Origin of the sequence: Verrucosispora sioxanthis, assembly GCF_010560025.1 — a bacterium.
GTDB classification, from domain to species: domain Bacteria; phylum Actinomycetota; class Actinomycetes; order Mycobacteriales; family Micromonosporaceae; genus Micromonospora; species Micromonospora palythoicola.
Map to the genome: position 1 here is coordinate 131,535 of NZ_SAIY01000011.1, position 20,505 is coordinate 152,039.

General features: G+C 68.5%; 16 protein-coding genes and 2 pseudogenes. 9 read left to right on the plus strand and 9 right to left on the minus strand.

Features of this window, described 5'->3' with window-relative positions:
• Nucleotides 1-131: 131 nt before the first annotated feature.
• From ENC19_RS25785 to ENC19_RS25805, 5 genes are all read right to left on the minus strand, one after another.
• Nucleotides 132-1,121, minus strand: a complete 990-nt coding sequence (locus tag ENC19_RS25785) for a PaaX family transcriptional regulator (RefSeq protein WP_164449640.1) — start codon at nt 1,119-1,121, stop codon at nt 132-134.
• A 77-nt stretch (nt 1,122-1,198) separates the two neighbouring features.
• Nucleotides 1,199-1,978: an SDR family oxidoreductase gene (locus ENC19_RS25790; RefSeq protein WP_164449641.1), complete on the minus strand. Its 780-nt coding sequence runs from the start codon at nt 1,976-1,978 to the stop codon at nt 1,199-1,201.
• Nucleotides 1,979-2,010: 32 nt separating this feature from the next.
• Nucleotides 2,011-3,825: a glycoside hydrolase family 15 protein gene (locus ENC19_RS25795; protein ID WP_164449642.1), complete on the minus strand. Its 1,815-nt coding sequence runs from the start codon at nt 3,823-3,825 to the stop codon at nt 2,011-2,013.
• Nucleotides 3,826-3,887: 62 nt separating this feature from the next.
• Nucleotides 3,888-4,439 carry a hypothetical protein gene (locus ENC19_RS25800; protein ID WP_164449643.1) on the minus strand — a complete coding sequence of 184 codons (552 nt, stop codon included), beginning with the start codon at nt 4,437-4,439 and terminating at the stop codon, nt 3,888-3,890.
• A gap of 81 nt (nt 4,440-4,520) precedes the next feature.
• Complete coding sequence (locus ENC19_RS25805) at nt 4,521-5,231, minus strand: alpha/beta fold hydrolase (RefSeq protein ID WP_164449644.1); 711 nt, start codon at nt 5,229-5,231, stop codon at nt 4,521-4,523.
• A gap of 210 nt (nt 5,232-5,441) precedes the next feature.
• Here ENC19_RS25805 and ENC19_RS25810 point away from each other — a divergent pair, with 210 nt between their 5' ends.
• From ENC19_RS25810 to ENC19_RS25835, 6 genes are all read left to right on the plus strand, one after another.
• The gene (locus tag ENC19_RS25810; RefSeq protein WP_164449645.1) at nt 5,442-6,005 is read left to right on the plus strand and encodes a TetR/AcrR family transcriptional regulator; all 564 of its coding nucleotides are present in this window, start codon (nt 5,442-5,444) and stop codon (nt 6,003-6,005) included.
• 87 nt (nt 6,006-6,092) lie between these two features.
• The gene (locus ENC19_RS25815; RefSeq protein WP_164449646.1) at nt 6,093-7,127 is read left to right on the plus strand and encodes an NAD-dependent epimerase/dehydratase family protein; all 1,035 of its coding nucleotides are present in this window, start codon (nt 6,093-6,095) and stop codon (nt 7,125-7,127) included.
• Between the two features lie 26 nt (nt 7,128-7,153).
• Nucleotides 7,154-7,699: a peroxiredoxin-like family protein gene (locus ENC19_RS25820; protein WP_164449647.1), complete on the plus strand. Its 546-nt coding sequence runs from the start codon at nt 7,154-7,156 to the stop codon at nt 7,697-7,699.
• 559 nt (nt 7,700-8,258) lie between these two features.
• Nucleotides 8,259-10,724 carry a non-reducing end alpha-L-arabinofuranosidase family hydrolase gene (locus ENC19_RS25825; RefSeq protein WP_164449648.1) on the plus strand — a complete coding sequence of 822 codons (2,466 nt, stop codon included), beginning with the start codon at nt 8,259-8,261 and terminating at the stop codon, nt 10,722-10,724.
• Nucleotides 10,725-10,823: 99 nt separating this feature from the next.
• Nucleotides 10,824-12,242, plus strand: coding sequence for a poly(ethylene terephthalate) hydrolase family protein (locus ENC19_RS25830; RefSeq protein WP_216592789.1), 1,419 nt, complete (start codon nt 10,824-10,826; stop codon nt 12,240-12,242).
• A 539-nt stretch (nt 12,243-12,781) separates the two neighbouring features.
• Nucleotides 12,782-13,768 (plus strand): S1C family serine protease, encoded by a 987-nt coding sequence (locus tag ENC19_RS25835; RefSeq protein WP_164449728.1) that lies wholly within the window; start codon nt 12,782-12,784, stop codon nt 13,766-13,768.
• 87 nt (nt 13,769-13,855) lie between these two features.
• Here the strand turns inward: ENC19_RS25835 and ENC19_RS31600 are convergent.
• Both ENC19_RS31600 and ENC19_RS25845 read right to left on the minus strand, forming a co-directional pair.
• A pseudogene (locus ENC19_RS31600) lies at nt 13,856-15,007 on the minus strand (MAB_1171c family putative transporter); the annotation flags it as partial.
• A 13-nt stretch (nt 15,008-15,020) separates the two neighbouring features.
• The gene (locus ENC19_RS25845; protein WP_164449650.1) at nt 15,021-15,539 is read right to left on the minus strand and encodes a hypothetical protein; all 519 of its coding nucleotides are present in this window, start codon (nt 15,537-15,539) and stop codon (nt 15,021-15,023) included.
• A gap of 227 nt (nt 15,540-15,766) precedes the next feature.
• On the opposite strand from ENC19_RS25845, the gene ENC19_RS25850 reads away from it, so the two are divergent.
• Nucleotides 15,767-16,381 (plus strand): phosphatase PAP2 family protein, encoded by a 615-nt coding sequence (locus tag ENC19_RS25850; RefSeq protein ID WP_373688921.1) that lies wholly within the window; start codon nt 15,767-15,769, stop codon nt 16,379-16,381.
• A 32-nt stretch (nt 16,382-16,413) separates the two neighbouring features.
• Here ENC19_RS25850 and ENC19_RS25855 read toward each other — a convergent pair whose 3' ends face one another.
• Nucleotides 16,414-16,833 carry a helix-turn-helix domain-containing protein gene (locus ENC19_RS25855; protein ID WP_164449652.1) on the minus strand — a complete coding sequence of 140 codons (420 nt, stop codon included), beginning with the start codon at nt 16,831-16,833 and terminating at the stop codon, nt 16,414-16,416.
• Between the two features lie 404 nt (nt 16,834-17,237).
• Between ENC19_RS25855 and ENC19_RS30665 the strand changes: the two are divergent.
• Nucleotides 17,238-17,477: pseudogene (locus tag ENC19_RS30665) on the plus strand (hypothetical protein); the annotation flags it as partial.
• Between the two features lie 397 nt (nt 17,478-17,874).
• Here ENC19_RS30665 and ENC19_RS25860 read toward each other — a convergent pair.
• Complete coding sequence (locus ENC19_RS25860) at nt 17,875-18,855, minus strand: helix-turn-helix domain-containing protein (RefSeq protein ID WP_164449653.1); 981 nt, start codon at nt 18,853-18,855, stop codon at nt 17,875-17,877.
• Nucleotides 18,856-19,147: 292 nt separating this feature from the next.
• Between ENC19_RS25860 and ENC19_RS25865 the strand changes: the two genes are divergently transcribed.
• Nucleotides 19,148-20,482 (plus strand): cytochrome P450, encoded by a 1,335-nt coding sequence (locus tag ENC19_RS25865; protein WP_373688922.1) that lies wholly within the window; start codon nt 19,148-19,150, stop codon nt 20,480-20,482.
• The last annotated feature ends 23 nt before the right edge of the window (nt 20,483-20,505 follow it).

Below are 20,505 nucleotides of genomic sequence, written 5' to 3' on the forward strand. Positions count from 1 at the left end.
CGGCGGCCAACGCTGGCCACGGGTCAGGTCGACGCGGCGGACCGCCCGGCCGCGGTCCCCACAGGCGATCCGATGGGAGCTGTGTGCAGTTACTATCACTCCCGCAACGAAAAGTGTCAATGTATAGCTCGCTACCGAGGACTCGGATCGCCGTCGGCCCGCGAGGTGGCCGCGGCGCTCCCGCCGGTCGGCTCCGGCCGGGCTGGGTCCTGTGAGGCCTGGAAATGGGTGATCCACGAGGCGGCGTCCGGCCAGTACGGCGTCGCCACCTGGACCAGACGTGCCTGGGCGAGCGCACCGAGCGCGGAGTGGATGTCGAGAAAGGTTTCCCTGGCCCGTTGGCGAGGCCAGGGCCGGGGCAGCAGATGATGGGGCAGATCCGGATCGGTGTCCGGGAATCTGCGCCAGGAATCCATGGCAGAGGTCCGGGCGACCAGCGCCCTGGCCGCGTCCACCTCGCCGTTGCGGGCGGCTACCCGCAGATCGGCGTACTGCTCGATGAAGGCCGAGTAGGCGGCGGAGAGTGCGGTCAGATCGTACGCCGAGGCCGGACCGTGTGGTCCTGACTCCTCGTCGAAGCGCACGTGCATGATCGACCACCGAGCACCCTCGACGGGTCGCAGCAGCTCGTCGAGCGCCTCCCGGGCCGGCGCGGCCTCGCGTCCCGGTCGGATCCACACGCTGTCGTACAGACCCACGAACCGTAGTGCGGTCAACGACCTGCGCACCCCGTGGCGGACCGCCTGGCCGGAGCTGGGGATCGAGAAGGAGACCATCACCCATTCGCCGGTCCACCGCGGCGGTTGGGCGCCGAAGTTCAGGAAGTGCCGCATCCGGGAGCGATGCTTGGCGATCGCCTGCGAGGTCAGGTGATAGACCGGTGGTCGCCGGTTGCCGCGCGTCGCGATGAGACCGCGCTTGACCAGTCGGGACAACGCCGCCCGGGCACTGGACTCGCTCACCCCGAACTCGCGCAGTATCGCGATGACCGCCGTGGAGGGCAGATCGGCCTGCGAGGAGTCGAGATATTCGCCGAGCAGGGTCGTCAGCAGGTGTTGCGGACTGGAACCGATCTGGGCCCGGGGAATGCGGACCTCGTCGGCGGGCTCCTGGGCGTTCACCTCAACAGCCTGCATCACCACCCGGCGCGTCAGCTCGCCGGCCGGCCGATACTCCTCGGTCAGGACGGGCCGGACAGTTACGCACCCTGGCCCTGGTTCTGCATCAGGCCGCCGTCCATGAAGTACGTCGACCCGGTGACATAGTCGGCGTCGTCGCTGGCCAGGAAGACGGCGAGCTTGGCGATCTCCTCCGGCTGCGCGGCCCGCTTCCACGGGATCGACTGCACCTGTTCCTCCAGGTACTTCGGGTCGTCGATCGCCTGCTGGTTGAACGGGGTGAGCACCATGCCGGGGCCGATGTTGTTCACGTTCATGCGCATCGGAGCGACCTCCAGAGCGATGCTCTTGGCCAGCTCCAGCATGCCGCCCTTGCTGGCGTCGTAGTCGGAGCCGCCCGCCCGGGCCACCTCCTGGTGAATCGAGGTGATGTTGATTATCTTGCCGTGTCCGCCCTGGTCACGGCGGTGCTGGATGAACCGCCGACAGCAGAAGAACATCCCGTACAGGTTGGTCCGGATCGACCGGTCCCAGGTCTCGGTGTCCATGTCGGCCACCGGGATGCCGGAGGCGTCCACGCCCGCGTCGTTCATCAGGATGTCCAGCCGGTCGAACTCCGTGAGGGCCTCGTCGAACATCGCCTCGACCTGATGCTCGACGCTGATGTCCCCCTGGACCACGACGGCCCGCCCACCGGCCTTCTCAATCTCGGCCTTCGTGTGGTTCGCGCCCGCGTGGTCGTGCAGGTAGTGCACCACCACGTCGGCTCCCTCCCGACCGAACTCGATCGCGGTGGCCTGCCCGATTCCCGAGTCGGAGCCGGTGATCAGAGCGGTCCTGCCCGCCAGCCGTCCGGTCATCAGGGCCTCCCTCGTCGACGCCGGGCGGCGGATTACCCGCCTGCCCCGGTCCTAACCGAACGGGATCGGACGCCGGCCTCCACCTGGTCGATGACCCAGGCGGCGTTGATGAGGCCGATGTGGGACAGCGCCTGGGGGAAGTTTCCGATCTGGCTGCCGTCGCTGCGGTCGATCTCCTCCGAGAGCAGGCCGAGATCGTTCGCTCGGGCGGTCACGCTGTCGAAGATCTGCCGGGCCGCGTCGATCCGCCCGGCCAAGGCCAGTGCCTCGACCAACCAGTACGAGCAGGTGATGAAGGCGCCCTCATCGCCCGCGCCCGTCCAGCGCTGCACCAGACCGTCCCGGGTCAGGTCCCGTTCGATGGCTCGCACCGTGGCGAGGACCCGCTCGTCGTCGCCGGGCAGGAACCCGAGGATCGGCATGCCGAGCACGCTGGCATCGAGGTGGTCCGAGCCGAACGCGCCGGTGAACGCCCCGCTCGACGGATTCCACCCCTCGTTCAGGATCGCCGCGCGTACCTCGTCTCTGGCCTTCGACCACCGTGGCACCGCCGCCTCGGCGTCGATTTCCCGCGCCAGCTTGACGGCCCGATCCAGGGCCACCCAGCACGCCAGCTTCGAGGTCAGGTAGTGCCGCTCGCCCTCGCGTCCTTCCCAGATGCCGGCGTCCGGCTGCCGCCACGTGTCGGCGGCCCGGTCGGCCAGCGATCGAAGCAGCTCCGCCGCCGCGGGCGACAGGTCCGCCATCTGGTCCCGCAGCGCCCACGCGCACTCCAGCACCTCGCCGAGGACGTCGAGCTGCTTCTGCTGCCAGGCGTCGTTTCCGATCCGGACCGGTCGGCTGCCGCGGTGGCCCTCCAGGTGCTCCAGAGCGTGCTCGGTCAGGTCACGCTCACCGGCAGCGCCGAACATGATCGGCACGTGGTCCGCCCCCCGCACCGATCCCATCGACGCGGCGATCCAGTCGAAGAACCTGCGTGCCTCGTCCGGACAGGCGGCAACCCAGAGCGCCTTCAGGGTGAAGCTGCCGTCGCGGAGCCAGGCGAACCGGTAGTCCCAGTTCGCCGCGCCACCGACCTCTTCCGGCAGCGAGGTGGTGGCCGCGGCGATCACCGCACCGGTCGGTTGGTAGGTCAACGCCTGCAACACCAGGGCGCTGCGCCGGACCTGCTCCCGGTAGGGCCCCTGATAGCCCTGGTGGATGCGATCCCACGACTGCCAGGCGGCGATGGTTTCGCGCAGTACGGCACGCCCGTCCAGCGGCACGATCTGCTGGTCCGCGGCTCGGCGATGATGCAGCGCGAGCACCGCGCTGTCACCCTCGGCGAGCGTGAACCGTCCGGTCACCACCGGACCGTCGACTGTCAGACCACGGTCGCTGGTCAGCACCAGCCGGTCGGTGCCGCCGGATATCTCGATCCCCAGCGGCGTCTCGGCGATCGAGGGACTTGTCCGTCCGTACTCCGGCCGGGCCACGACCTCGATCGCCACCTCCACCGTGCCGGCGACCGCGTCGACCTGCCGCAGCAGGATGTGCGGGGACGCGAAACCGATCCCGTGCCCGCGTTCACCGAAGCCTAGGGCGAGGGCATCCGTCAGACGCAGTACGCCGCCCGGGGTGTGGAACTCCGTACGGAGCACCATTGTCCCGTCGAGGTAGCGCCGGGTGGTCGTGTACGGCCCCCGTGGCCGGATCGACCAGTAGCCCCCGGTGGTGCCCAGCAGCCGCGCGAAGACGCTCGGCGCGTCGAATCTGGGTGGACACCACCAGTCCACGGACCCGTCCGAGGAGACCAGTGCGGCCCCCTGACAGTCGCCGAGGAGCGCGTAGTCGCTGATCGCAGCCACGCCCCGGCGTACCCGTGCCGGCGCGTCCTACTCCCCGGCGCGGTCCGGCCCCCGGCCCCCGGTCAGCGGCGGCCGAGCGCCGACTCCAGGCGCTGGATGAGTGTCTTGCGGCCCTTGCCTGCGCGTTCCTCCCGCAGCGCCGCCCGGAGCTGGCCGGTGTCGAGGTCACGGACGTGACGGGCCGCTTCGGCTACCGGCAAATCGGTGAGCGACCCGGACGACACCGCGTTTCGACGTGCGCGTTTGGCCGGACCGGTGTTGGCGACGTACTGCTTCCCGGACTTCGATGCCTTCCGCTTCTTGGCGTCGGTCGCCTGCCGCTGTTCGGCGGAGAGTTGCTTCCACGCCTGATCGGGCAGGTAACGATCGGTTTCGCCGTCGTGTCGCGCCCGGGTGCCGCCCTGCCTGGTCCGCCACTTCTGGTCGCCCCACTGCTGCAAGGACTTCTGCCGCTCGTCCTTGGGGCCCTGATAGCCGCCACCGCGTTTCTGGTACTCCTTGGTGAGCAGCTGCGACTTGCGCGCCGACCACTGTCCCGGACGGCCACCCCGGTCGGACGCCTTGATCTCTTCCTTGAGCTGTTCGCGCAGCTCAGGCTTCGTGTACCTCGCCATGGGCACTGGGTACCCACGGCCGCGCCCGGTACGCACCTGCACCGGGATCGCCGGCACCGGTCAGCCGGCCGCCACTGCGGCTCACGACCCGCGGACCGCCTCGATTATCGTCTCGGCGATCTCGCTCGGCTGGGCCACCGCCATCGCGTGCGAGCCGCCGACGATCTCCCGCTGGCCACGTGGTTCGGCCCGCTCGGCCATGAACCGGTGCGCGGCGACCGGGATGTTCCGGTCCGCGTCCCCGAAGATGAACCAGCTGGGCAGCGATCGCCAGGCGGGGGCTCCGGAGAGACCGTCGCCCAGGGCTCGTTCGGTGATCGGCCGCTGGGTCCGGGCCATGAGCGCGGCAAGGTCGGACGGCACGTCGGCGGCGAACTGCGCGTGGTAGGCGTCCTGGCCGATCGCCACCTCGTTACCGCCGGTGGACAGCGGATACTGCACCAGCGTGTCGGCGAGCGTGCTGCCGGGGAACTTTCCGGACAGTGACAGCGCCGATTCACCGGTTTCCGGGGCGAGAGCGTTGACGTACACGAGCGCCCGCACCGACGGATCGCCGGCCGCAGCCTGCGTGATGACCATTCCCCCGTACGAGTGACCGGCGAGGACGACCGGACCGCCGATCCCGCGTATCACGTCTCGTAGGTACGCCGCGTCACCCGCAAGGTCCCGCAACGGGTTGGCGGCGGCCACCACATCGTACGCGGGGGCCAGCCGTTCGATCACACCGTTCCAGCTCGCCGACTCGGCGAACGCACCGTGCACGAGAACGATGGTGGGCTGCGTATCGGGCATGACGCTGCGCTCCCTCACTGCGTGCAGTTGTCACCGCCGGCCTCGGCGGTGCGCCTGAATACCCGCCAGGCAAAGGTGAAACCGGCGGGCAGCCCATGGCCGCCATCCGGCGGGCACCGTGATCACGCCAACCTGACGCGACGGATGACTTGCTTGACCACGGTTGCCTCCAGCCAGTAAGTTAGCTAACTAACTGAGTACCGAGGGGGCGTGTTGAACCGTCATCCCGACAAACGCAGCCGACTGGTCGACGCCGCCGTTCGGCTGGTGCATGAGCAGGGATTCGCCCGTACCACGCTCGCGGACATCGCCGGCGCGGCCGGGGTGCCGCTGGGCAACGTCTACTACTACTTCAAGACCAAGGAGGCCATCGGCGAAGCGCTCGTCGCTCACCACGCCGGGCATTACGCCACCCTCCGTGGACAGTGGAATCAGAGCGGCGACGCCCGTTCGCGACTGGCGGCGTTCGTGCAGATGACGGCTGACAACCGCGCGGTGCTGGCCCGCAGTGGGTGCCCGGTCGGCACCCTGTGTGCCGAGCTGCACAAGGCCGGCGGTCCACTGGCCGAGCAGACAGGCGCCATCTTCACCGAGTTGCTCGGCTGGCTGGAGGAGCAGTTCCGCGCGCTCGGACGCGACACCGACGCCGCCGACCTGGCCCTGCACCTGCTGTCCGCACTCCAGGGCGTGTCGCTGATCGCTCACAGCCTCGACGACCCCGAGTACGTCGACCGGGAGACCGCCCGGCTTACCGGCTGGATCCAAACCCTGTAGTCCCGCCCAGCAACAGCAAGGAGCAACCGTGATCGTCCTACTGCCCGCTCCGTCCTCTGCCGCCGGTACCCCGACCGAGGCGACGGCATGAGCCGACAATCGCGCACCACGCGAGTTCTGGTCACCGGTGCCACCGGATTCCTCGGCCGCAACATCCTCGCCGCGCTGGCCGCCCGGCAAGACGTCACCCCCATCGCCGCCTGCCGCACGCCCGACCGACTTCCGTCAGCCTTCGCCGGCGAAACCCGGGTCGGCGACCTGCGCGACCCCGAGTACCGCAGGACCGTCGTCGATGCCGTGGACGTCGTCTGCCACGCCGGCACCTGGGGTGCCTTCTGGGGCCACGCCGAACTGGAGCGCCGTCAGTTCTTCGAGCCCAATCGGGACCTCATCGACCAGGCGATCGACCGGGGTGTCCGCCGCTTCGTCCAGACCAGCACCATCGCGATCGCCGCGCGCCCCGCCGGCGGCGGCCCGATAGACGACTTCGCCCCGACCCGCCGCACCGGCTTCTGGCCCCACCTCGACCGACTCATCGACATCGACGACCACATGCGCCGTCGCAGCGATCGCGGCACCCAGATGGTCACCATGCGCCTCGGGCACTTCGTCGGTGCCGGCAACGCCCTCGGGATGGTGCCGGCACTCGTACCTCGGCTACGCACCCGCCTCGTGCCCTGGCTGGCCAGCGGACGCGCTCGACTCGCACTCGTAGGCGGTCGCGACCTGGGTGAGGCGTTCGCGCTGGCCGCGACCGCCGAGCGGCTCGACGACTACGAGTCGTTCAACATCTGCGGCCCGACCTCGCCCTCCGCACGCGAAGTCATCGAGTTCATCGCCGACGAGACCGGCTCCCCGCGGCCCTGGTTCAGCGTCCCGTACAGCGCCGGCTACGCCTTCGCCTGGCTGATGGAGAAGTTGCACCCTGTCCTGCCCGGTGCCGAACCCTTCCTGACCCGCTCTCTGGTGCACGTCTCCGAAGACTGGGACTGCCCCTCCGACCACGCCGCCCGCACCCTCGGCTACACCCCGCGCGAGGACTGGCGGGACGCCGTCCGCGCATCTCTCACCGAAGCCGGGGCCGCCGGCTACCCCTGGCCCCGCCTAGCCCAACCCGCGTAAGCGACGAAGGAGACGACACCGTCGTCATGGCAAAACTCCACAACGGACAGGTCCTCGCCCGATTCGATCTCTCCACCATAACCGGGCAACCGGTCCAGATTCCCGATCCGGACCGCCTGGTTCACCTGCAGTTCCGCCGCTTCGCCGGCTGCCCCATCTGCAACCTGCACCTGCGTTCCATCACCCGACGGCATGACGAGATCGTCGCCGCCGGCGTCCGCGAGGTCGCCGTCTTCCACTCCACCGCCGCCGCCATGCAGCCGTACCAGGGCGACCTCCCGTTCGCCGCCGTCGCCGATCCGGACCGTCGCCTCTACGTCCGCTTCGGCGTCGACGCCTCTCCCTGGGCCGTGCTGCACCCACGGGCCTGGATCGCAGCCCTGCGCGGGGTAGCCGCCGGTAAAGCCGCACCCCCGGCGCAAGGGGAAAGTGCCCTCGGCCTGCCCGCCGACTTCCTCATCGGCACCGACGGCCGCGTCCTCGCCCACAGGTACGGTCGTCATGCCGATGATCAATGGAGCGTCGACGACCTTCTCCACCTCGCCCTCCGCCGGTCACACCGGACGTCGTAGCACCCGACCGCAAGGCACCTGAGCCAGCGGCGGTGCCGTCAGCCCATTCGAAGCGTCAGGGCTGACGGCACCGCCGCCTTCGTTCCGTCGCCTCGTCGCCAGCAAGCTGGGCCTGAGCCGGACCAACATGGGCACCGACGGGCGTACCGGGAGCTCCCACACCGAGCATCGGCCGAAAAACTATCGGTCACCGCCCGAAACTACCGGTTGAAAACCATGGATTTATCTGCCAGCCTGAGAGCCATCGATCGATGTGATCGTTAACATCACTTCCAGTCGCTGGAGGCGCCACACCCGAGCACCAAGCACCCCACCACCATCCCAGGTCACCACCTCCACCACCACCTCACGCCGCAACCAACTCCCGGCGGGCGACCTGGCCACTCATCGCAACCCTTCACCTGCTGGTCAGTGGCCGGAGCCGACTCCCGACCGGGGGTGCGCCAGATGCGAGTCCGCACCGACCGGCGGCTCGACATCGTGGGACTCCGCCGATCCCGAGCGGAATCGTCCACCGAACAGCGACCGCGTTTGTCCTACCCCATCATGGAGGATCAGCATGATCTCCCGGACCCGTCCCTCCGGGCGTCGACTTCGAACGCTCTCTGCATCCGGAAGTGCCGCGATAGTTGCGGCCCTCGTCGTGTCGTTGCTGCCCAGTCTCGCCCACGCCGCCGAAACCACCCTGGCTGCGGCTGCCGGCCAGTCCGGCCGGTACTTCGGCGCCGCGGTGGCGGCGAACAAGCTCAACGACGGCGCGTACACGACGATCTTGAACCGCGAGTTCAACAGCGTCACGCCCGAGAACGAAATGAAGATCGACGCGACCGAGCCGCAGCAGAACAACTTCACGTTCGGCAACGCGGACCGGATCGTCAACCACGCCCTGTCCCGGGGCTGGAAGGTCCGGGGCCACACCCTGGCCTGGCACTCGCAGCAGCCCGGCTGGATGCAGAACATGTCGGGCACCGCGTTGCGCAACGCGATGCTCAATCACGTCACCCGGGTCGCGACCTACTACCGCGGGAAGATCGACTCGTGGGACGTGGTGAACGAGGCGTTCGAGGACGGCAACAGCGGCGCGCGGCGGGACTCGAACCTGCAGCGCACCGGCAACGACTGGATCGAGGCGGCGTTCCGGGCCGCTCGGGCCGCCGACCCGGGCGCCAAGCTCTGCTACAACGACTACAACACCGACAACTGGACCTGGGCCAAGACCCAGGCCGTCTACCGGATGGTGCAGGACTTCAAGCAGCGTGGCGTGCCGATCGACTGCGTCGGGTTCCAGTCGCACTTCAACGCCCAGTCGGCGTACAACAGCAACTACCGCACCACGCTGTCCAGCTTCGCCGCCCTCGGGGTGGACGTGCAGATCACCGAGCTGGACATCGAAGGCTCCGGCACCACCCAGGCCAACACCTACCGCAACGTGGTCAACGACTGCCTCGCGGTGCCCCGCTGCAACGGCATCACCGTGTGGGGCATCCGGGACAGCGACTCGTGGCGCTCGTACGGCACGCCGCTGCTGTTCGACAACAACGGCAACAAGAAGCAGGCGTACACGGCCACCCTGGACGCGCTGAACAGCGCCGGCCCCGGCCCGACTCCCACGCCCACCACGCCGGGCCCCACCCCCACCACGCCGGGGCCCACCCCCACCACACCGCCGCCCTCCGGCTCCGCCAACGAGATCGTCGGCAGCCAGTCGGGCCGCTGCATCGACGTACCCAACGCCTCTCGTGACAACGGCACCCGGGTGCAGCTCTACGACTGCAACAAGCAGACCAACCAGTCCTGGACCTACACCTCTGACAAGCAGCTCCGTGTCTACGACAACATGTGTCTCGACGCCGCAGGCTCCGGAAACGGCGCCGCGATCCAGATCTACAGCTGCCACAGCGGAACCAACCAGCAGTGGAACGTAAACTCCAACGGCACCATCAGCGGCGTCCAGTCCGGGCGGTGCCTGGACGTCTGGAGCACCAGCAACGGAGCGCAGGTCCAGCTCTACGACTGCCACGGGCAGCCCAACCAGCAGTTCCGCCTCGTCTCGCTCGGCGGTCCCACGACCCCGCCGACCACCACGCCGCCGACCACCACCCCGCCGCCGACCGGTACCTGCAACCTGCCGTCGTCGTACCGGTGGTCGTCGACCGGCGCCCTGGCGCAGCCGCGATCGGGTTGGGTGTCGTTGAAGGACTTCACCCACGCGCCGTACAACGGTCAGCACCTGGTGTACGGCACCACGCACGACACGGGCACCACCTGGGGGTCGATGAACTTCGGCCTGTTCTCGAACTGGAACCAGATGGGTTCGGCCAGCCAGAACCAGATGCCCTTCGCCGCGGTCGCTCCCTCACTGTTCTACTTCGCGCCGCGTAACGTCTGGGTCCTGGCGTACCAGTGGGGTGGGCCGGCCTTCTCCTACCGCACCTCGACCGACCCGACGAACGTGAACAGTTGGTCGGCGCACCAGACGCTGTTCACCGGGTCGATCTCGAACTCCAGCACCGGCCCGATCGACCAGGCGCTCATCGGTGACGACCAGAACATGTACCTGTTCTTCGCCGGGGACAACGGCCGGATCTACCGGGCCAGCATGCCGATCGGGAACTTCCCGGGCAGCTTCGGCTCGAACTACACCACGATCATGACCGACACCACGAACAACCTGTTCGAAGGTGTCCAGGTGTACAAGCTCCAGGGTCAGCAGCGGTACCTGATGATCGTCGAGGCGATCGGTTCGCAGGGCCGCTACTTCCGGTCCTTCACCGCCACCAGCCTCGGCGGTAGCTGGACCCCGCAGGCCACCAGCGAGAGCAACCCGTTCGCCGGCAAGGCCAACAGCGGCGCCACCTGGACCAACGACATCAGCCACGGTGAGCTGATCCGGACCAACGCCGACCAGACCATGACCATCGACCCCTGCAACCTGCAGCTGCTCTACCAGGGCCGTTCACCCAACTCCGGCGGCGACTACGGCCTGCTGCCGTACCGCCCGGGAGTACTGACCCTGCAGCGCTGACGGCGGCAGCTCCGGCTCGGGCACAGCCGGAACGGGCGGGCTCGGCGCAATCCGGGCCCGCCCATCCCTCACACACCCCACCACCAGGAGGTATCGACAGTGCGAGGACACGCACACCACCCCCCGCTCGCGGGACGAGATCATGCCGGCCGAGTGTCCCCCGGCATTCGGCGTCGGCTGCTCAAGCTCGCCACGGCGGGGCTCGCAGCCGCCGTCGGGATGTTCACCGTGACGGTGGCGACCGGGTCCGCATCGGCCGCCGACAACCCGTACCAACGGGGCCCGGACCCCACCCGGGCCAGCGTCGCGGCCGTCAACGGCCCGTTCGCCAACACGTCGGTAAGCGTCCCGACCGGGTACGGCTTCAACGGCGGCAGGATCTACTACCCGACCGACACCAGCCAGGGCACCTTCGGTGCCATCGCGATCTCACCTGGTTACACGGCGTTGTTCTCCGCCGAGCTGGCCTGGATGGGTCCGTGGCTGGCATCGCACGGCTTCGTCGTGATCGGCATCGAGACGAACAGCCGTAACGACTTCGACACCGCCCGAGGCACCCAGTTGCTCGCCGCGCTCGACTACCTGACGCAGCAGAGCCCGGTACGCGACCGGGTCGACCCGAACCGGTTGGCCGTCTCCGGTCACTCGATGGGCGGCGGTGGAGCGCTCAGCGCAGCGATCCGGCGCTCGTCGTTGAAGGCGGCCGTCGGTATCACGCCGTACTCGCCGTCGCAGAACCTGGCCAACGACCGGGTACCCACGATGGTCATCTCCGGGCAGGCGGACACGGTGGTCACCCCGTCCTACGCCCTCAACCTGTACAACAGCCTTCCGGCCTCGACGGAGAGCGTCTACCTGGAGGTCGCCGGCGGGGACCACGGGTTCATGGTCGGACGGTCCAACCCGGTGTTGATCCGGACCATGCTGCCGTTCCTGAAGATGTTCGTCGACAACGACTCTCGGTACAGCCAGTTCCTCTGCCCGCTGCTGGACAGCAGCGGCGTGGTCACCTACCGCAGCACCTGCCCGTTGCTACCGACGGATCCGACCACGCCGCCAACCGGCACCCCAACGCCGACGCCGACCACGCCGCCGACCCCCACGCCGACGCCGACCACCCCACCGCCGTCCGGCTCGGCCAACGAAATCATCGGCACCCAGTCCGGCCGCTGCGTCGACGTACCCAACGCCTCCCGCAACAACGGCACCCGCGTCCAGCTCTACGACTGCAACAAGCAGACCAACCAGTCCTGGACCTACACCACCAACAAACAACTACGCGTCTACGACAACATGTGCCTCGACGCCGCAGGCTCCGGAAACGGCGCCGCCGTCCAGATCTACACCTGCCACAGCGGCACCAACCAACAATGGAACGTCAACTCCAACGGCACCATCACCGGCGTCCAGTCCGGACGCTGCCTCGACGTCTGGAGCAGCAACAACGGAGCCCAGATCCAGCTCTACGACTGCCACGGACAACCCAACCAACAATTCCGCCTCGCAGCCCTCGCATAACCACCACAACCGAGCCGAGGGCGGGTCAGGTCTACCGACCCGTGCGGCGGCATCCGAAGACCCTGAGGGTCATGATCGAGACGGGCGGGCCCGGCAACACGCCGGGCCCGCCCGCACCATCTCGACACGGAGCGGGACCGCTCGGTCCGGTCGCTCCGCCACGCTCGCCGGGGTGGACCGCCGGGTCGGGTGACTCTGGCGTCGTCGTTGGCGCCACCGGCCGACGGCCGCACCGACCAGCAGCGCGGCCAGGATCACCGTGAGAGTTCCGGCGCCGTCATCGCACCGGTGGCGGCCAGGGCCCGGGCCGTGCCGTCATCGGCAGGCTCATGTCCCGCAGCCGGGGGAAATGTGCGACGAACGGATGACGGTTGCTGCCCAGCACCGTGACGTTCCGACGTCGCGCGCAGCCGCGGGGTTTGCCGTCGGGAGGTTCGGGTAGCGGGCCAGCCAGGGCACCCGACCGCTGTACTACCACCGGGGAGGACTACACCGTGACGGTCCGATCGCGCTGGGTGGCTCTGCTGGGTGGCGGAGCGATGCTGATCGCCACCGCCGGCTGCACGGCCGCCGACGACGGAGGAGCGACTGCGGCACCGACCGCCGCGTCGTCGGCCGCGCCCGCACCGGCCGCAGCCGACCTGCCACAGATCGTCGCCCGACTACAACCCTCGGTCGTCACCGTTCGGGTCGGGCAGGGTCTCGGCTCCGGGGTCGTGTTCCGGGAGGGTGGACTGATCCTCACCAACGAGCACGTCGTGGGTGACCAGGAGAACGTGGAGGTCGCTCTCGCCGACGGCACCCGCGTACCGGCCCGGGTGGTCGCCGCCGACGCCGTCACCGATCTCGCCGTGCTCCGCGCCGAGCGCGCCGACCTGCCGCCCGCGCCGTTCCACACCGAGCTTCCGCCACCGGGTGAGCCGGTCCTCGCGCTCGGCAGCCCGCTGGGCTTCCTCAACAGCGTCACCGCCGGCATCGTATCCGGTGTCGGTCGGGAGATCCCCGGTTCGGCGGGTCAGGGCAACGCCCTGGTCGACCTGATCCAGACCGACGCGGCGATCTCGCCCGGCAACTCGGGCGGCGCGCTCGCCGACTACTCGGGCCGAGTCATCGGCATCAACGACGCCTACCTGCCGCCGCAGACCGGCGCGGTGTCAATCGGCTTCGCGATCCCCGCCGCCACCGCCCTGGACATCGCCGACGACCTCCTCGACGACGGCCGGGTCACCCAGCCGTACCTCGGGGTCGCGGTGGCGCGCCTGACCCCGCAGATCGCCCGGTCGCTGAATGCCGGCACCGACCGGGGTGTCCTGGTCCGCGACGTCGACGAAAACGGTCCGTCGGCCGCCGCCGGTCTGCGGCCCGGGGACATCGTCACGCAGGTGGCCGGTGAGCGTATCGACACGCTTGAGGCGTTCATCGGTGCCTTGCGGTCGGTCGAGCCCGGCCAGCCCGTCTCGATGACCTACCTGCGCGGCGGCGACACCCGGCAGACCAGGGTCACGCCGACCGCCGCTACCCGCTGAGGTCGCCCGGCTCTGGTGTACCTCGGTGCCGGAGTCGACGGCTTCGGCTGCGGCGGCTCGTACGAAGGGTTCCTGCAACGCGGCGGAGATCATGCCCAGCCGTCGCGCCTCCGCGTCCACGTCCATCCGCTCGATCAACGGCGGACGCTGCTCCAGGCCGGCACCAGTCTCAGGGCGAACGAGTGGTTCCTGCCGCTGGCGGTGCACCGCGGACAGGATGGCCGCCGCTTCGCCGGCCGCGACCGCCCGGTCCTGGTCCCAGCCCGCCTCGATGGCGCGTCGCCGGGCCGCCGCCTTCCGGCGCGGGTCCAGTTGGCCTGTGGCCTGCAGTCCATCACCGATTTCCACGCATCGCCGGTACAGCCGCTGGCCGGCGCCCCATGCGACGCCCCGGGCGCGTTCAGGTCGACGCGGCGGCTGTAACGCGATCGTCGGGACCGCCTGATACAGCAGGTACCAAAGCGCGTGCAGCTGCCGGTACGCCTCGCTCCTGCGCGGCCAGACACGCAGGTCGTCGACGAACTTCCAGATCGTCGACAGCACGAAGCTCGAACAGGTGAACGACACCGACAGGGTGACGAGGGTTTGTGAGACGACAGGTTCCGACCATGGCGCGCTGCCATCGGCCAGCTTCAGAGCGATGAAGAATGCCTTGTGGCCGACGTAGGCGCCGCCGAACGCGGCTCCCGCGCTGAGCAGGCGCATGACGACTTTCAGTCGGGTGCCGGCGTATCTGGCGTAGCCGAGGGACATGCGCAGGATGTCGGCCACGGAGACGGCAAGGTACAGCAGGAACGCCAGCATGTAGACGCCGACTTCGGGAAGGTCCCCGTACCGGTCGGCGAAGTGCAGGGGCTCGGAGGTCGGGAAGTCCGCCGCCCAGAACATCGTCGCCATCACCGTGAACACCACGGCCAGCAGCACCAACCGCCGACGTATCTGCCGCCGTGCTCGCTGCGGGTCACCGAGGTGCAGGAAGAGAAACTGGATGGCGGTCGCCGTCAGCAGCGCCGAGCCGTGCTCGGCGAGTTTGGCCAGATTCGGTACGCGGGTGAACTGGTCGACGGCGCTGTGGACGGGTGCCCAGCCGACTGTGACGGCGAGACCACAGCCCAGACAGATCGCCACGCTCGCCCAGATCTTCTGATCCTTCGGGTCCCGCAGCAGGGCACCCAGCTTGACGACGAGCGCCGCCACGGCCACGAGCGCGGCGACCACATGACCGACAGCGACCAGCATCTGCCGCTCCCGTCTAGTGGGTCAACGCCGCTGCGATGCGGTACATCACCGCGGCGGTGTCCTCGTGCAGGTCTTCGAAGGCGCCTACCTCCTCGACCCTGTCCAACCGAGCTCCCAGGTAGGTAGCCAGCAGTTCGGCGTCCATCTCCTGCTGCTGGTCGAAGGACGCCGACGATCTGGCCAGTACCGTCTCGACCGGGTCGGCATCACCACGCTCGATCGGCTGTGCGGCACCGTCGACAACCGTCGTGCCGATGTGCTTCAAAGCGATGTGCATCAGCTCGTGCAACGTCGTCTGGACCTGCAACACGGGCGGCGAGTCGCGGTCGAAGAGGACATAGTCGGCCTCGGCCGTCGCGACCCAGAGTCCGCACGGTCCGGTCGGCTCGTCGACGGTCATCGCGACGAGGTGGATCGGGCGACCGCGTTTCTCCTCGAGCGCCGACACCAACGCCGAAACGGTCAACGGCACCGGGAGGGCGACATCGAGCCGACGTAGCAGCCGGTGCGCCCGGTGCTTCTGGTGCCACATCGTCTGTCCTGACCCTCCTGCGGACGGTGCCCGAAACGCCCTTCGCCCCTGCATCCCTCCGGCCGCCGATGTCAGCGTCCAGCGCTCGCCTGAGCCACGATGGTGGCGGTCGCAGACAGGCAGCATAGCCAAGCCGGCCGACTCTCAGGGGCCCCGAGCACGTCGGTGGCAGCGGTCCCCCGGGTAGCACGTCCCGGACGGTCGCCGCAAGCGGCAGAATGCGTCAGGTGCTCGATGCCCGCGACTCCCCCAGCCGGAGCCTCTCCACCCGATTCGCTCGGGTGGTGACCGAGGTGTTCGCGCCAGCGCTCCTGGCCGCGGTCATGCCGGTCGTCGTCGCCCTGCAGACCAGCGCGCCGGCCGTCGGGCCGGGCCTCGGCTGGGCGCTGGTGGGCGCGCTGTTCTGCTCGGTCATCCCCAACAGCCTCATCTGGTGGGGAGTCCGCCGAGGGCGCCTCAGTGACCATCACATCCGGGTACGCGAGCAGCGGCGCACGCCGCTGGCGTACGGGCTCCTCTCGGTGCTGGTCGGCTTGACCCTCCTGGTCGGCTTCCGGGCACCCCGGCCGGTGATCGCCATGGTCGTCGTGATGTTCGCCCTGGGCCTGGCCGTGACCCTGGTGAACCTGGTGTGGAAGTTGAGCATCCACGCGGCGGTCGCCGCCGGCTCGGCCGCTGTCCTGGTCATCGTCTTCGGACCGGATCTGCTTCTCGCCGCTGCCGGGGTCGTCCTCGTGGGTTGGTCGCGAGTGGAGCTTCGCGAGCACACCGTCGGTCAGGTGGTCGCCGGAACCACGGTGGGACTCGTCGTGGCGCTGCCGACGTTTCTGCTGCTCGGCTAGGCCCTGAGTCGACAGGGCTGGGGAACGTCCTGCTACCGCGTCGGCCGGCCCCGACGCGCCGACTTGTTGCGAGCCTCCAACGCGGCGACCTGCTCCACGATCTTGCGCAGGCTGGCGCGCGGGACGCCCGGTGGCAGCCCGCGCGCCAGCACCGTGATGGTCGCCAGGTCGGCGTCGTCAAGCTCGCCGGGCTCGGACTCCACCACGGGATCGAAGAAGTAGTTGGGCTGCACCCGGAAGAAGTTCGCCAACTGCTGGATCGCCGAGCGCGAGGGGTTGTCCCGCTCACCGCTGAGCAGATAGTTCACGTAGCTGGTCGACAGCCCCGTTCCCTTGGCGACATCATCCGGGGAGTACGGCTCGCCGGTACCTGGCTTGACATGCGTGTCGATCAGATGTCTGAGCCGCGCCGCGAAGGACGGTCCACCCTCGTCTGCGCCACCGTCCGCCATGACCGTCCTCCCATCCCAGCGCGCCACAATCGTGATGAAGCGGGATTTGCGATCCACAATAGTTGCAGGTGCGGATCGACCATGCTTCACTAGCGATACCTGACCACTGTGGTGGCTGTAACACCGCAGTGGACAACCATAGTGACGGACTATTCCTGCTCGATGTCCCCGACAGGTGCAGGCTGCATCACGGTCGGGTAACGATCGCCAGACGCGGCGCGGTCGCAGCACGGGGGATGTGCGAACCGCGTTGGCTGCGTGTCCGCCCCGAGATGCCACCGGCACGAGGGAGACGACCCGGCCGGCGGCGCCGCACATCGCAGCTGCACCGACCCCGCGATCTGGCCGCCGGTGGCCCCGGACACTTCCGCCGGGGTCACCGGCCCCATCCGTGGCCGGCACACCTGGCGCACCTGCGCGCGGTGGGGTGTGGTGACACCCGCCCGTCACTGACCGTGTTGTCCGGGTTCTGGTCGACGGCGACCTTCGCCGTCGGCCGGGCGCTGCTCGCCGCCGACCCCTCGCTGCCGCTGGTGCGGCATGACCTCACCGGCATCCGCGACGGCATTGTCCGGCGAGTGGTCCGCACCGGCGCCGACATCATCGAGGACGAGCAGGTAACGCCGCGACACGGCTGCGGATCAGCCTGCGCCGCTTCCCACCCCGGAGGGGCGGTGCGGGCCCGGGGGGTGGGAAGCGGTGGCCATGTGACACCGAGGTGTGGCCTACGGTGCAGCGTTCCGAACGAAAGAGGCACCCCCGTTGGTAGCCCCGCCCTATCGCCCGGATCCCGCTCGCTGCTCCAGTTTGCGATCAACGAATAGTTGGGATGTTGACCGCTGGTGCCAGAGGGTTGCACTTCTGTGCAGTCTTGTACGGAGCGCGGCGCGGTCGATCAGCAACGCCGCCGGCACCGGCAGGAGCATGTGCGGTGGGGTCCGGAGCGGCCTGCACGGTGGAAATCGACAAGCCGCGCCCACCAAGGACGCACCGGACTCGAAACTCTCCGCCGGGCAGCGGGTAGCCGGGGTCGCCCGTGAACTAACGGTGCAGGTTGCGGTACTCCTGCGGCGACATGCCGAAAGTACTCTTGAAGAGCCGACTGAAATGCGCCTTGGCCGGAAATCCCCAACGCGCCGCGATTCTGTGGATCGGTCGATCGGCTAGCAACGGATTGGTCAAATCCCGCTGACACCGAGCCAATCGCCGGAGCCGGATCAGTTCCGCCACGGTGTGCTGCTCGGACGCGAAGAGCCGGTGGAGCATACGCAGCGAAATGTGGTGCGCGGCGGCGACGGAACGAGGGGTCAGATCAGTGTCGCCAAGGTTCTTCTCGATGAAGGATTCGATCTCGGTTCGCAGCGTACGTTCCCGAACCTCGACCGGCAGCAGCTCTTGAACAGCCAAGCGCTGCGCCAGGGTGCTAGCCGCGAGGTCAAGCGCTATCGCGCCTAGCGTCACCGCCTGACTCGGGGCGAATTCTTCGGGGCGCGCTGCCACGCGGTGGACGAATTGAGCAAGCAGAGCCGCCATGCCTGTGTCAGAACCGATTGAGCTCGCGAGGAGCGTGCGCACCTTGTCTGGATGCAGAGGCAGCGCCTGATGGGGGATGACGAGAGAGATGGAGCTGGCAAGCGTCGGCCCCGACGCGTAGTGGGTGCCAGTGAACGGCTTGCTGTTGTCCAGCAGGGTGAACGACGCCTGCGGCACGGAGGACTGGGTGCGCTCCTGGTTCGCAACGCTTTCCCCCGTGGTCATCAGCACCAGTTGGTAGGTGTCGGGCTGCGACCGCCTGACCAGCCGTGGCGAACGGATGGTGTCCAGGGTTGGGTAGCGCAACTCAGCCAGCAGGACAGTTCCCAGGGATACTCGCTTGGCCAATGCCTTGAAGTCGGCGAGGTGCGGGCTCTTGACGTAGGTCGGAGCGGCTTCGCGAGCAATGACCTCGTACCAGCACTCGAAACGGTCACTCGGTGGAAGCACGGACGTGTCGAGCACCTCGCACGGCAGCAACGGATTCACCTCCACCCATACTCTGAGCCGAGTCCGGGATGTTACCGATGATCACCTCGTCCTGCCGGGCCGCATCCGCGGGCGGCGCGTCAGCGGGCGTGCCGCCTTGGCACCCTCGACTGAAGGTCGGTCATCCGCCGGACCGTCGTCCACCTCAGACAAATCCGGAGTTATCGATAGGACGCAAAAGTTGATCATGCAGGGCCCCTGCTGCGGGGACCTGCCTGGCCATACGCTCGGAGGACAACAGTTCGTGGAGGTGCTCATGTCTCAGGCGCAACCCGCCGGCCGCGCCAGGCTCATTCCCCTGCGCGAAACATTGCCGCGTATGCTCCGCGACCCCCTCGCGGCACTTGTCCACTTCGGACACGAGTCCGGCGGTGAGGTCGTGCGCCTCAACCTGGGCACCATGCGCCCCTACCTGGTCACCCACCCCGAACACCTACAGCAGATCCTGCGTGACACGACCAACTACATCCGCGACGGTGAGAGCATGCTCTGGCGTTCGATCCGCCGGGTGGTCGGGGAGGCGATCCTCGTCACCGAGGGAGAGGTGTGGGAGTCCAGCCGGGACACCCTGCAACCGCTGTTCACCAAGCAGCGTGTCGAGCAGATGGTCGACCGGATGGCGGTCGCCATCGCCGAGGCGATTGATGCGCTGGGAGAACCGGCTCGGCAGGGTGTGGCAGTTGACTCCATGACCCTGATGTCGCGGATCGTGTGCCAGGCCACAACTCGGGTCCTTTTCGGGCGGAAAATTTCCGTAGGCGACGCGGTGGAGATTTTCGGTCACTTGGGCACGATCACCCGAACGATGGTATTTCGTCTACTCGTGCCCAGCGCGCCCTACTGGGTTCCCTTGCCCGGTGACAGGGCGTTCCGCAAGGCGGTCGCGGCCATCGACACGCTGGTCCTGCCGATCATCCGTACGGAGCGCGCGAACCCGGGCGAGGGCGACGACATCATCGCGGCGCTGTGCCGCCCAAGGGCCAACGGACTTCAGGTCAGCGAGGAGCAGGTCCGCAGCGACCTTGTCGCGATGTTCAGTACGGCCACCGAGACAACAGTCGGTGTCCTGTCCTGGCTGTGGCCGGTTCTTGAGAAGTACCCCGAGGTTGCCGACCGGCTGTACGCCGAAGTCGACGAGGTTGTCGGGCGTGGACCGGTGCAGCGGGCCCACATCCCGCGGATGCGTTACACCCGCATGGTCCTGGACGAGATGCTGCGCCTCTGGCCAGCCGGCTGGAACATCCCACGAACAGCGGCCGAGGAGCAGGTCCTTGGCTGCGTCCGGATTGAAGCCGGAGCAACCATCCTGGTCAGCCCGTACGCGACCCAGCGGATGGAACAGTTCTGGGATCGCCCTGACGCATTCGACCCGGAGCGGTTCGCTCCTGACCGCCCGAGGCGGGAGCACCGCTACAGCTACTTTCCCTTCGGAGGCGGCCCGCACCAGTGCGTCGGCCAGCACCTCTTCCTCCTTGAGGCCCCGATCATCATCGCCACGCTGCTGAGCCGGTACCGTTTCCAGCTCGGTGGGCCGGCTAACCTCAAAGCGCGGCTCGGTGCCTCACTGCGGCCCCGGCCGAACACGCTCACACTGCTGCCGCGGCACGACCACTCCTCAGTCTCGTGACACCCGGCCCGCCTGTCCCGGTC